This is a genomic window from Amphritea sp. GJ51-11 (assembly GCF_055808735.1).
The window spans coordinates 3,590,968-3,604,279 of sequence record NZ_CM147881.1; the positions used below are offsets into that span (position 1 = coordinate 3,590,968).

Annotated in this window: 13 protein-coding genes; 1 reads left to right on the forward strand and 12 read right to left on the reverse strand. The window is 48.1% G+C overall.

What is annotated here, in order from left to right; all coding sequences use genetic code 11:
- From flgK to AC0L4K_RS16190, 12 genes are all read right to left on the reverse strand, one after another.
- Entirely contained in the window at positions 1-2,070 is a 2,070-nt protein-coding gene (flgK, locus tag AC0L4K_RS16135; protein ID WP_473267180.1) for a flagellar hook-associated protein FlgK, read from the reverse strand.
- An 84-nt stretch (positions 2,071-2,154) separates the two neighbouring features.
- Positions 2,155-3,222, reverse strand: a complete 1,068-nt coding sequence (flgJ, locus tag AC0L4K_RS16140) for a flagellar assembly peptidoglycan hydrolase FlgJ (RefSeq protein WP_473267181.1) — start codon at positions 3,220-3,222, stop codon at positions 2,155-2,157.
- Between the two features lie 8 nt (positions 3,223-3,230).
- Positions 3,231-4,325 carry a flagellar basal body P-ring protein FlgI gene (locus AC0L4K_RS16145; protein WP_473267182.1) on the reverse strand — a complete coding sequence of 365 codons (1,095 nt, stop codon included), beginning with the start codon at positions 4,323-4,325 and terminating at the stop codon, positions 3,231-3,233.
- A 19-nt stretch (positions 4,326-4,344) separates the two neighbouring features.
- Positions 4,345-5,019: a flagellar basal body L-ring protein FlgH gene (gene flgH, locus AC0L4K_RS16150; RefSeq protein WP_417223744.1), complete on the reverse strand. Its 675-nt coding sequence runs from the start codon at positions 5,017-5,019 to the stop codon at positions 4,345-4,347.
- A 22-nt stretch (positions 5,020-5,041) separates the two neighbouring features.
- Positions 5,042-5,827, reverse strand: coding sequence for a flagellar basal-body rod protein FlgG (gene flgG / locus AC0L4K_RS16155; RefSeq protein WP_417223743.1), 786 nt, complete (start codon positions 5,825-5,827; stop codon positions 5,042-5,044).
- 36 nt (positions 5,828-5,863) lie between these two features.
- Positions 5,864-6,607, reverse strand: a complete 744-nt coding sequence (gene flgF / locus AC0L4K_RS16160; protein ID WP_417223741.1) for a flagellar basal-body rod protein FlgF — start codon at positions 6,605-6,607, stop codon at positions 5,864-5,866.
- Between the two features lie 163 nt (positions 6,608-6,770).
- Positions 6,771-8,729 (reverse strand): flagellar hook protein FlgE, encoded by a 1,959-nt coding sequence (locus AC0L4K_RS16165; RefSeq protein ID WP_473267183.1) that lies wholly within the window; start codon positions 8,727-8,729, stop codon positions 6,771-6,773.
- Between the two features lie 15 nt (positions 8,730-8,744).
- Entirely contained in the window at positions 8,745-9,416 is a 672-nt protein-coding gene (locus AC0L4K_RS16170; RefSeq protein ID WP_417223738.1) for a flagellar hook capping FlgD N-terminal domain-containing protein, read from the reverse strand.
- 30 nt (positions 9,417-9,446) lie between these two features.
- Entirely contained in the window at positions 9,447-9,881 is a 435-nt protein-coding gene (gene flgC / locus AC0L4K_RS16175; protein WP_417223737.1) for a flagellar basal body rod protein FlgC, read from the reverse strand.
- 2 nt (positions 9,882-9,883) lie between these two features.
- A complete protein-coding gene (flgB, locus tag AC0L4K_RS16180; protein ID WP_417223736.1) occupies positions 9,884-10,285 on the reverse strand; it encodes a flagellar basal body rod protein FlgB in 402 nt (133 codons plus the stop codon).
- A gap of 401 nt (positions 10,286-10,686) precedes the next feature.
- The gene (locus tag AC0L4K_RS16185) at positions 10,687-11,532 is read right to left on the reverse strand and encodes a CheR family methyltransferase (protein WP_473267184.1); all 846 of its coding nucleotides are present in this window, start codon (positions 11,530-11,532) and stop codon (positions 10,687-10,689) included.
- Positions 11,533-11,558: 26 nt separating this feature from the next.
- Positions 11,559-12,494: a chemotaxis protein CheV gene (locus AC0L4K_RS16190; protein WP_473267185.1), complete on the reverse strand. Its 936-nt coding sequence runs from the start codon at positions 12,492-12,494 to the stop codon at positions 11,559-11,561.
- Positions 12,495-12,563: 69 nt separating this feature from the next.
- Between AC0L4K_RS16190 and flgA the strand changes: the two genes are divergently transcribed.
- Positions 12,564-13,265 carry a flagellar basal body P-ring formation chaperone FlgA gene (flgA, locus tag AC0L4K_RS16195; RefSeq protein WP_417223731.1) on the forward strand — a complete coding sequence of 234 codons (702 nt, stop codon included), beginning with the start codon at positions 12,564-12,566 and terminating at the stop codon, positions 13,263-13,265.
- Positions 13,266-13,312: the final 47 nt, after the last annotated feature.

Genomic DNA, 13,312 nt, shown 5'->3' on the forward strand with positions numbered 1-13,312 from the left:
TTAAATACTATTTAACAGACTATCGAAAATCGTTTGAGAGACTCTAATTAACTGAGCAGACGCTTGATAGGCTTGTTGATATTGCACCAGCTTGACCGCTTCTTCATCGAGGTTAACACCGGATACACTGTCTTTGGCACTCGTACTGGTATCCAGTACCGCTTTATTCGCCTGTTCAGAAATGACCGCCGTCGCCGTGCGGGTACCAACTCGCTCAACCAAGCTGCCATAAATATCCTGATAAGAGCCTCGGTCGAACAGGTTGCTTTGCTGCAGGTTCGATAGCGCTAACGCATTACGGTTATCGGAAACACCATCTTGGTTAAAGCCAAAATTAAAGCGATCACCTGCGCTTGGCATATTACTGATACTAACTGAATAACCCTCAAGCTGAATATCATCACCAGGGCTGTAATCATGGACAGTCTGTGCACCCAGAGAGTCATCCAGCGTTAAAGCAATAGGCTGCGGGTTATCACTATCACTCATATCGTAAACGGTGAAGGTGGTCGTTGATGACCCCGCTGCCGGTGTATTAAAAACGATTTGTATTGGCGGACTAAGCTCGCCACCGGTAACCGCAATATCCTTGGGATCGGTCACCTGAGCAACCGCAACACCTGTACCCTGATTATTCGCATCCGTCGTAACCCGGATAGGGGATGCTAACGCTAACTGTCGCCCATCTTGAACCACTAATGATAGATCTTCAGCGCCACTCTTCACGGGCTGAATCAAAAACTGATCACCTTTAGCAAAACGGTTAGAGGTGTCGATGGTGACTTTCATACCGTCCACGGCAAAGGAGAGTGAACCGCTTTCTGCATCAAAGAAATATTCACCCTGACCCACCGCTGCGATAGCATCACCTCGATCAGCCGAGGTTAACGGTGTTGCCGGTGTCGGATCAGTCACGGCGGTTAGTTGATTAATAGATATCTGCTTGCCATCACTCTGACGTGTCAGAGTGAATTTATCACCATCCCCTACCGTCAATGAATAATCAGATGACTGTAGATAAGCAACATCCTGAATTTCAACCCGTGCTGAGGCTACATTAGAGAAGTTGTTGGTATTTGCAGAGACACGTTGCTGCTGTAAAAAATCGTTGTTCATATCGGTGAATAGATCACCACCGAACTCGTTATTGAGGTTTATCCCCGACCGATGCTGCTCATTCATGCTTTCAGATAAACCGATCGCAATTAATCCTAGTTCGTTACGTGCATCTCCCAGTGCCTCGTTACGATACTGCAGCAGGCCACCGATTTTTCCGCCGCTGACAGAATCGTTGATATTGATAACATTATCAGCGATAACCAAAGCGATCTCTTTCTGAGAACTATCAGGATTACCCTGTACCGTAATAAACTTCTCAGCCGAGGATCCAACCACCAGCGGCTGACCATTGCCGATAAAAATACTGTATTCATTTTCTGTTTGATCGACCACCGTCGCCCCAACCAGCTCTGAAAGCTGATTAGTCAATTCATCACGACGATCTCGGAGGTCATTGGCCGAGTTATTTGCGGCGGCAGCAAAGCGAATTTTTTCATTAAGACCGGCAATATTTTCAGCCAAGGTAGACACCTGACTGGCATAGCCTTCGAGCTGCTGATTAATAGTATCTTCTTGCCCACGGATATTGGCATCAAGACTATTAAAACGCTGCACCAGCGCTTCAGACTGCGCCACAAAGAGTTCACGGTTAGCGATAGAGGTAGGATCGTCCACTGCATTTTGCAATGCGCCAAAATAATCATCTAACGCCGCCGAAACACTCTGGGTTTCGCTGGCTAATAGATTATCCAGTCGCCCTGATAGATCAGCATAAGTAGAGGTTTGGTTATAGGATGACAGGTCGGTCCACACCTGTTGGGTGAGAAACTTATCGGTTATCCGTTCGACGTCCTGCACGAACACGCCCGCGGAATCAGGCCGGGTAACCAAGTTAACCTGCTGACGGCTATAGCCGTCAGTATTCACATTACTGATATTCTGACCGATAGTGCTCAACGCCGACTGGTTCGCCTGCGTCGCCTGACTACCAATATTTAACAAATTGGACATATATAAACTCCCGGGAATACTCTATCGGCAAAGCAGGGAGCAGACAGGTTTCACCTTGATACTGCTCTCTATAGCGGCCAACGGCTAACTTTCTTTAGTGCCTGAACCGGCATTCAGGCCGGCCAGAACATCCCCATCAAATATTCGACTAATCTTCGCTGCATATTCAGGATCAGTGGCATAGCCCGCCTGCTGCAAGCCACTGAGATAGCGATAAGGATCGCCGGCTTGCTCCAATGCTTCTTGATAACGCGCACTACCGCGCAGAAAATCGGCATAATCTCTAAAGCTTTGTTCATAGGAGTCATACACCCGAAATGCTGCTTGTTCCCGCTGAGCAACCCCATCACGAAATTCGACGGTTCCCACCTGAGCTTTTTCACCCGACCAGCGGCTATCCGCTTTAATATTGAATAGGTTATGGCTCGTCCCTTCAGGGGTCTGAACCAAGTAACGTCCCCAACCGGTCTCTAACGCGGATTGCGCCAATAACACTTTAGGATCGACACCTAACTCTGCAGCCACACTCTCAGCCAATGGCAGTAATGTCGCCACGAACTGCTCAGGGCTATCAAAGCGCTGCGGCTGTGATTCGGCCTCAGGCTTAAGTTGCTCCGTGGTAACACTCTTCACGTCTGTTTCGGGTGCGCTCACAGCACTCTGCTGCCCGTCCAGTTCCTCGGCTTTTTCGGCTGCCCGTGCCTGAGCTTGCGCCTGACCTAGAATAGCGGATGCCGCCATACTCGCAGCAGTATCGACGGTGCGATTTAACATCCGTTCCGACTCTGACAACGGCTTGAGGCGATTATCCTCTTCCTCTTCGCCCATGCGCGGATCGATATTGCCGCCCAGTTGCCGTACCAAGATTTCAGCCAAACCAAAACCTTTATTTTCGGCGATCTCTTTGGTCAGCTGGGTATCGCCCATCTGCTGATAAAACTCCACCTGCGGGCTGTTGAAATAACTATCCTCAGAAAAACTGGCATTCGCCTCACGCATACTTTTGACCAACATATTAAGAAACAGCTGTTCAAACTGCTCAGCCACCGCCTGCAGTGCTGCTGGATCCTTGTCCTTGGCCTGCTGACGTAGCTTATTCATCTCACCTAATTCGGTGAATAGCTGGGCATGTTGAGTCGAATCGGTTTTCATTGTCAGCCTCAGATCACAATTAATTCAGCTTTCAGGGCACCGGCTTGCCGTAGCGCCTCAAGAATAGCCATTAAGTCACCCGGCGCAGCACCTACTTGATTCACCGCTTCAACAATATCTTGTAGTGAAGCGCCCGGGGAAAATTCAAACATATGGCCACTGCCAGCATCCACTTCAATACCGGTGCGCGGGGTTATCACGGTATCACCACCCGCCAACGCATTGGGCTGGTCGACATTGAGATCCTCGGTGATCGCAACGGTCATGCCGCCGTGAGTAATCGCCACCGGAGATACGCGAACATTCTGACCAATGATAATGGTGCCGGTACGTGAGTTAATAATCACTTTCGCTACTTCCTGTGCCGGCTGTACCTCAAGATTTTCGAGCACCGAGAGAAATGATACCCGCTGATTAGGATCGCGGGGCGCTGAAACCCGAATAGAGGTTGCATCCATCGCTTGTGCCATGCCGGGGCCAAGCAAACTATTGACCTGTTCGGCGACTCGCCGCGCAGTAGTAAAGTCAGCATAGTTCAGATTCAGTACAAGGCTATCACCTTGGCCAAATGCATTGGGCACAGTACGCTCTACCGAAGCCCCACCCGGGATACGGCCAACACTAGGAACATTCAGTGATAAACGTGAACCGTCAGAGCCTTGCACACCAAACCCTGAGACCACAAGATTACCCTGAGCGATCGCATAGATCTGCCCATCGGCTCCTTTCAGCGGTGCCATAATCAAACTACCACCGCGCAGGCTTTTGGCATCACCGATAGTCGATACAGTGACATCAATTACCTGACCCGGTTTGGCAAAGGGCGGCAAGTCTGCATGCACCGCGACCGCCGCAATATTTTTTGACGAGGGGTTAATATTCGGCGGAATGGCCACACCGAAGTTATTCAACATATTGCGAAAGGTGGCCGAGGTAAATGACGTTTTATCACCCGTACCATCTAAACCCACCACCAAACCATAACCAACCAACTGGTTACTACGTACCCCAGCGACAGAGGTTAGGTCTTTTATGCGTTCAGCATTAACCGTGCCGCTTAACAACACGGCAGTTAAAGCGATTATCCAGAAACGAGTCATCATTTTTCTCCGCATCATTCGCTTAGAATGGCCACAATGGACCAATAAAGAATTTCGACAACCAACCCATCGAGTTGGAATCATTCAACGCACCCGAGCCGCTATAGGTAATCCGCGCGTCGGCCAACTGAGTGGAGTTAACAGTGTTACTGCTGGAGATATCCTGTGGCCGAATCATACCGCTGACGCGGATATATTCATCGCCCTGATTCAGGGTTAACCACTTCTCACCTTTAACAATCATCAAGCCATTAGGCAGCACTTCATGCACAGTCACGGTGATATTGCCATCGAGGCTATTACTCATATCGGATGAGCCTTCACCTTCAAACTCTGTATTTGAGTCACCGCTACTGATACTCAAAGGCTTACCTAAAATAGTCGGTTGCACACCAAAGATGGTAGGCGATGCCAGGGTTTGTGAGTTCGACTTATCCACCGAGGTTTTATTACTTTTCGTTGACGAGGTGCTCTCCTCCAAAACGATCGTGATAATGTCACCTACCCGATGCGCCCGGCCATCACCATAGAGACTATTACTGGTGGCGGCGTTAAAGATCGAGCCGGTAATTTCCCGTGGAGCCTGCATCGCCTGAGGGCGTACCGGAGCAAAGCGCGGATTATCAGGCTTAGGCGCGGTGCTCGTACAGCCCCCTAAGATCAGAGCGGCGGCCAGCATGATTAGGCGTAATTTCATCGGTTACCTCCTCTACTCAGGTTTACAGATTCTGCGTCACGTAGGACAACATCTGGTCAGCGGTGGAGATTACTTTAGAGTTCATCTCATAAGCCCGCTGAGTGGTAATCATATTCACCAGCTCTTCGACGGCATTGACGTTAGAGCCTTCCAACATGCCCTGACGTAACTGCCCCGTCCCCCCTTCACCAGGGTTTGACAGCGTTGCATTACCACTCGCCGCCGTCTCTAGGTAGAGGTTTTGCCCAAAGGATTGCAGCCCTTGAGGGTTAGCAAAGTCAGCCAGTTGCAGTTGGCCAATTTCCTGCGAGTCAGGACTGCCTTGCACCACCACACTGACCACACCATCCACACCAACGGTCATCGACTGTACTTCTGCAGGCAACGTCAAACCGGGCTCTAACAGATAACCTTCAGAGGTAACGATTTCATTATCAGAGTTCAGCTGAAACTGCCCGTGTCGGGTATAACCGGTTTCACCATTAGGCATGGTGATCTGCCAAAAGCCGCGGCCCTGAATAGAGATATCGAAGGATTCACCCGTCGTTTCCAATTCGCCTTCTTGAAACAGCTTTTGCGTGCCAGCAACCCGCACACCGGAGCCTAACTGTAAGCCTGAGGGCAGTTGCGACTCTTCAGCGGTCTGCGCACCGGGCTGACGCTGGATCTGATACATCAGATCTTCAAAAACTGGGCGATCTTTTTTAAATCCAACGGTACTGACGTTTGCCAAGTTGTTGGAAATAATTTTCAGGGAGGTATCCTGCGCGCTCAGACCCGTTTTTGCTACAAATAGGGCTCCATGCATACTTATTCTCCACCTGCGTTATTCATCATTATTCTGTTATTGAAGTGACAATATTTTAGTAGCCGCTGAGGAGTTCTCTTCTGCGGTCTTCATCATCTTCACATGCATCTCAAACTGACGGGCTAAATCGATAACCGATGTCAGCTCTGAGATCGAGTTAACATTGCTTGATTCAAGAAAACCGGAACGAACTTTCACATCGGCGGCCGGCAACAGCGGCTGATTATTGCCGGCATGCATCATGCCATCCACGCCTTTAAACAGTTCACCCGCCTCAGGATTTACTAATTTAATACGATCGAGTATCGCCAATGCATTAGCCGCATCACCGGCAGGTCGGATGGTAATCGTGCCATCACCGCCTATATCCAGCTGTTCAAAGGGTGGCAAAGTGATCGGTACGCCGCCATTACCCATCACCCGATCGCCTGCGTGGGTAACGAGTTGGTTTAGGCTATTGATCTGCAGCTCACCCTGACGGGTATAGGCTTCATTACCTTCAGCATCCATCACTGCAATCCAGCCATCGCCATCGATAGCCACGTCCATTGATCGCCCGGTCTGCATCAGCGTGCCCGTGGACATGTTGGTGCCTGGACGTTCAGCCATGGCATATACCCTTGAAGCAAAGCCATCTCCTTCAACCTGCATCGCCCGTGCTTGGGCGAAATCAGCCTTAAAACCCGTTGTCGTCGCATTTGCAAGGTTGTTCGCGTGGGCTTGCTGAGAGCGCATATTTTCGCGCGCGCCGCTCATTGCCAGATACAACACTTTATCCATTGGATACCCCGTTTGCCGCCTTCACACTAAAACGGTCATCAATTGCCGCTTTAGTGGTTTAAATTTACTAACAGGTAAAATGCAATGCTTGTGCCAACCTGTCATTTAGACGCAAAAAAGGCGACCGAGGTCGCCTTAGTATCAATACACTTAAATCCAAGAATCAGATTTGGAGAATCGCCTGAGTCACAGTATTCAGTGTTTCCAGTGTTTTCGAGTTCGCCTGGAAGTTACGCTGTGCCTCGATCAACCTTACCAATTCTGTCGACAGATCGACGTTTGACTGCTCCAGTGCAGCAGAACGCAAGCTACCATTCAGACCCGTACCCGGCGGGTTAAGTACTGCACTACCAGAAGTGAGCGTTGCACCCCATTCAGTATCACCGGCAGGCTGTAAACCTGATTGATTTTCAAAGGTTGCGAAGGCTACCACACCCAAATTTTGGGTTTCACCGTTAGAGAAACTCGCCACCATTTCACCGGATTCAGCAAAGCTGACGCCGATCAAATCACCTTTAGTATAACCATCCTGAGAGGAGGCTTTTACAATGGATGCAGAAGCAAACTGAGTACTATTCGACAGATCTAGATCAATCAAGGTTTCAGTATTCGCTGGATCAGCACCCGCAACAGTTAATGCCGGTGCCGTTGCCCCTTGGGCAAAACTCGTACCATTAACACTATTCAAAAAACCAGAGGTGGGATCGAAACCCAGCATGACCGAACCAACCTCACTTAGCGTTTCGTCGCTATCAACTGAAAAACCTGATTCGCCAGGGTCAACGCTCTTTCCGATATCCAGCAACTCAGTGCCATTCAGGTAGGCATACATCTGATACTGACCACGATAAGAATCATCACCTTCAAATGTTCTATCCGCATCAGCCGTCAATACTGTTGTACTAGCAGCACCGGTTGCTATATCGGTTTCTGTCACACTGAATTCAGAACCGATGTTGCCGTATTCTGCTTTAAAGCGAATATCGAGGCGAAAATCACCACCCTCTTCTACCACGGTGACCGACTCAACATTAGGGTTACGATCTTTGATATCAGTTTGTCTCGCGGTAATCAGATCCGCAATATTATTCAGTGTTGGAGCGGAAGGGCTAGTAGATATTTCAATCGCAACACCGCCGATTTCCAGCTTAGTGTCTGCCGTTGGTACCGCCAGCGTATAAGAATAGTTTTCGTTGGCATCACGCTCGGTTGGTTCAGGAGTAATATTCACACCAGCACTATCATTGATCAGCATATCGCCATAGCTACTGTATTTAGCATAGGTTTCAAAGCTTACCGACCCCACACCCGCCGCCGCAGTAGCGTCCTGGGTAAACTGTAACGTCGAGGTATCAATACGGTTATCGTTATTCTTCAGCGTCTGCAGATGAATTGGATCTGGGATCCCTGCTGCATCAAAGTCCACATCAACACCACTGATAGTTAATGTGTCAGGAAAAGTCACATCAACTGTATAAACATCCCTAACAGGGCGTTGCTCGACCATATTGTATTTAATAGTATTTTCATTACCTAGGCTATCAAAGGTTCTGACCGTTGTGCTGTAGGTAAACGACGCCGGTTCATCTTTATCATAAGGCGTGCTTAACAACGTCGGATCCGCCCCATCATTAATATTGAAGGACAAACCAATGTTATTCGTTGCCTTAGGTGGGCTCTCTTTCTGATCCACTGCTAAGTTTTGAATCGGCAAGCGGTTGCCCTCAGAATCCAAACCATAACCCTGTAAATACTTACCTGTTTTGGACACAATATAGCCATCTTTATCCAGCTCAAAAGCGCCGGCACGGGTATAGGTTACACCACCCTGACCATCATCTAACTGGAAGAAACCAGAACCATTAATTGCAAGGTCCAAGTTGTTACTGGTGAACTCGGTGGTTCCTGCTTCAAAGTTTTGTGCAATATCCGTGACGGTAACACCGGAGCCCGCAACATTGCTTGAACCCGCCCCCACCACTGCGGTTGCATAGATATCACCAAACTCGGTACGGGAGGCTTTAAAACCAACGGTACTGGAGTTAGCGATGTTGTTGCCGGTCACATCTAAATTAGTCGACGCCGCTTTCAAACCTGTTATCGCAGTATTAAAACCCGCCATGATATTCTCTCCGTTTTAACCTATTCGTTTCACATCGCTAAAGTCGACTGAGCCCGCATCGGTATTTACTTTCATGCCGATACCATTCTGCCCCAGCGTGACGCTATTGACGTTATAAGCAATAAAACTGCTCGCTGTTTCGTAATTTCCATCAACCTGTGCTTCAGCAACCACTCGATACTCACCGGCAGGACGATCCCCCGCACTCCAAGCAAAGTAATGGTCTCCGGCACTTTGACTACCCATCTCAACTTCATCGACCAGGTTATTAGCACTGTCATAGATAGAGACACGTAAATTTTCTGTGCTAACCGGCAACTCAACGATGCCGCGAATTTCACCCGATTCGGCCACCTTCGCCACATCGGTATTGGCATAAATATCCTGACCAATCATCGATGATGCCTGAAGCGCCGCCTGACTCGACAGTAGCGATGCAGACATCGTTTCCATCGTTGTATTCAGCTTGGCGATATTCTCAACCGTACTCATGCTGGCAATCTGTTGCATGAATTCGCTGGTTTCGGCCGGGCTGGTTGGGTCCTGATTTTGTAGCTGCGCAATCATCAGCTTCATAAACATCTCACTATCATCGTTACTCGACGTAGTCGATGTAGTGCTGCTCTGATTCTGCGTATTGATCTGATCGTAGATCGATTGCGTTCCTGAAACGTCGTTAACACTCATAACATATACCTCACATCAGGCTTTCTGGGCTTACTGCCCCAGAGTGAGTGCCCGTTGCATCATCTGTTTAGCTGTATTCATGATCTCAGCATTTATTTGAAAAGAGCGTGACGCAGAGATCATGTCCGCCATCTCCTCTACAACATTGACATTGGGATAGTGAACATAACCATTTTCATCGGCCATCGGATGATCCGGGTTGTATTCCTGACGCAGGGGCGCATCACTTTCAACAATTCCTGCGATCGCCACACCCTGCCCCGCCTGCACACCTAACGGCGCACTGCCTGGCTGAGTGTTACCCATCTGTTTCAATTCAAACACCGGCTTACGGGCGCGATAAGTTTCATTAGCACTGCTGCTAACACTCTCGGCATTCGCCATATTGCTGGCAGTGGTATTCAGGCGCACGGTTTGTGCGCTCATGGCCGAACCCGCAATATCAAAAACATTACCTAGAGACATGGTTATTCACCCTTAATCGCGCTGCTAAGACCTTTAAATTTTTTATTCAGAAACTCAAACGACGCCTGATAATCAATCGCATTCTCGGTATAGCGCGCCATCTCAGCCTGAACATCCACCGTATTCCCATCAACACTCGGCTGACTGGGAATTCGATACATCAACTCTGATGCAAAATCGGCGTTGATCAAACCACTATTGTGTCCCTCACTGGTGCGGCTCATTTTTAAAGGCTGCTGACCATGTTGAACACCTTGCAAAACACTTTCGAAATCGATATCCCGAGCTTTATAATTCGGCGTATCGCTGTTGGCGATATTGTTGGCTAGAATTTCAGCACGTTGAATTCTCAAGCCCACGGCTTGTTCATGAATCCCCAGTGCTTTATCAAAGCTAATCGCCATCAGTTTGCCTCAAAGTGTTTAGATACCCAGATAATGCAAAAGCGATACCAAAACTTAAATATCATTTAAATACATAGAGTTATATTTAAGAACAAGTAAAAGCGGCAATCGTTATCCGGGAAATAGCGGCAAAGCGGCAAGATAAACGAGCAGGCGGCAATGTGAACGCCAATGCGTAAACAGACAGTCTTGTTTGCCTAATGGTGCATAAGAACCGTCAGTCTCAGGTCTGAAACTATATGCGAGCCGCTTATGGATCAAAGGGATGTTCAGATTATTATCTTCGCCCACTGAAAAATCAGCAGCCACGCAAGTGCGGGCCCCGCTAAGGTCCGATTCAGTTTTGTAACTCAGTAAGAAAACACAAGAGAGCGTCGCAGGATTGCCGCCAGTACGCCTAGCTATTTAGCTTTATAGATGATGCCCGGACGGCAGTGAATCATATCAAACAAGGTATGCAGATCACCGATCGACTCTGAAGCCCCTAATAACAGATAGCCACCGGGTTTAAGGGTCTTATGAATTTTCATTAAAATATCGCGCTTACGTTCAGTAGAAAAATAGATCAATACGTTACGACAAAAGACAATATCGCACGGACCAATACCCGGGTAGGTCCCCAGCAGGTTCAGCTCTCTAAAGGTAACTTTGTTTTTGATCTTAGGCATCAGCTTCCAAGCATCTAATGCCGCGGGTTCAAAAAACGCTTTTAATCGGTCTTGGGACAACCCTCGCCCTAGCGCCAGCATCTCGTATTCAGCCAACCGCGCCTGTTCAAGTACTCGGGTAGAAATATCAGTCGCGACAATTTCTTCACCCAGCCTGAAAGTACCAGGATTTTCCTGTTTAAACTCATCAATAATCATGCTGATAGAGTAAGGTTCTTGACCGGTTGAGCAGGCTGCAGACCAGATTTTTAAACGCTGGGAAGAGCCATTGATGGCGAGCTCAGGCAGTAATTTTTGCTTTAAAATGTCGTAGGGGTGAATATCGCGAAACCATAGGGTTTCATTGGTAGTCATCGCGTTGATGACCTGTTCTTTTAGGCGACTATTACCCGGCTGTTTGAGCACAGTGACTAACTGCCCTAATGAGCCATACTGACCGTCAATAAGGATTTTACCTAGTCGGCTCTCCACCAGATATTGCTTATGTTTTGCCAGCAAAATACCGCACGCTTCCTCAAGAAACTGACAAAATTGGTCAAACTCTGATTGAGTAATCCTTATTTTATTATCCTCTAACACTCTTCCCCCATACAGGGTTGAATCACTCACCCCTCTACTGACTCTATTCGCTTAACAACGGCTTCAGCCAATTCATCCGGATTAAATTTACCGATAAACGCATCAGCACCAACCCGTTTGACCATCGCCAAGTTAAAACGACCACTCAGAGAACTATGCAACATAACATACAAGGACTTTAGGCGAATGTCCTCACGGATTCGCTTAACAAGGGTATAACCATCCATCTGTGGCATCTCAATATCTGAGATAACCATTAAAAACATATCGGTTACTTTTTGCTCTTTGTCAGCCAATTGAGTCAGCATGTCTAATGCCGCCTGACCGTCATTGGCCGTGGTCACATTGATATTAAGATTCTCCAGCGCCTTCTTCACCTGTGTACGAGCCACACTGGAATCGTCCACCACTAAAATACGATAGCCGGCAGCGCTTTTTTTAACGCTCTCAGTAATCATAGTCGACTTTACCTCGGTACTCACCGGAATAAGGTCAGCTAACACCTGTTCAACATCAAGAATCTCAATCAAACCACTCTCATACTGCACCACTGCGGTAAGGTAGTTCTTTTCATTGGTTTCAATCGGCGGAGGACTTACTTGATCCCACTTGGCCGGTAAAATGCGATCAACATTACGTACCAAAAACGCCAGTACACGACGGTTATACTCTGACACGATCAAAAAGCACCCATGGCGATCTTTAGCTTCAACTGGCTCACCACCAATGGCCTGCGACAGATCGATAACCGGAATCGTTTCGCCACGAATATGTGCCAACCCTTTCAAGGCGGTGGTCTGCTTAGGAATCCCGGTTAACTCAGGACAGGTGAGAACTTCGCGAACTTTAAACACATTGATGCCATAAGTCTGGTCATCATTAAGTCCGAACAAAAGCAGCTCAAGGCGGTTTTGGCCTGCCATATTCGTGCGTTGGTTTACAGTACTGTTTATACCTGACATGATGCTCTCTGTACTAAGCGTTACCTGAACATTGCCAACTCGGTTGCAATGCGAACTTCCGGATTCAGCGTGAAAAAATATACATTCTCCACAATAATCACACTTATAGCGATGTTAGCGGTGCCAGTAAAGGGCGCACTGGCAGAAGAATCGAATTCAATTGCTCTCAAAGCGCAACATTACCTAGAACAACAGTATCAGGTTAGCCACCCAATGGCTCGCACTGTTGTCAACGTTAAACCATTAGCCAAAGCCCTCGATAAACGCCACTGCAATCAGCCGATAACCTTTACTCATGCGCCTAGCAGGGCAAACCGCATCTCGGCAAAAGCGATCTGCCACCGACCTGCATGGACCATTTTCATCACCGCCACCGTCGAACAATGGCAGCCCATTGTCATCTCAAGTCGCGCCTTAACCAAAGGTACCATTTTGGGTGATTCTGATATTTATCTGAAAGCATTTGATATTAAACGGCTTACATCACCCTATTTTACCAACCCGGGCGAACTGATCGGCCGAGAGATGAAACGTTCGATCGCAGCCAACCAAGTTATCTCCCCCAACTTGGTTGAAAAAAAACTGCTGATCCGCAAAGGTGATGTCGTCTATATTCAGGCTAACAAAGGCCCAATGTCCGTACGGATGACCGGCACCGCACAACAAGATGGTGCCTTAGGCGAACAAATCTCAGTGATTAATAACCGTTCAGGCAAACAGGTTCATGGCTACGTTAAGAGCCAAGGCGTGATCTCTGTAAATGGCCGCTAAGCGCATCTCGCCGGCTGATATTTGAGCTGCTATACTGGGATCATAAT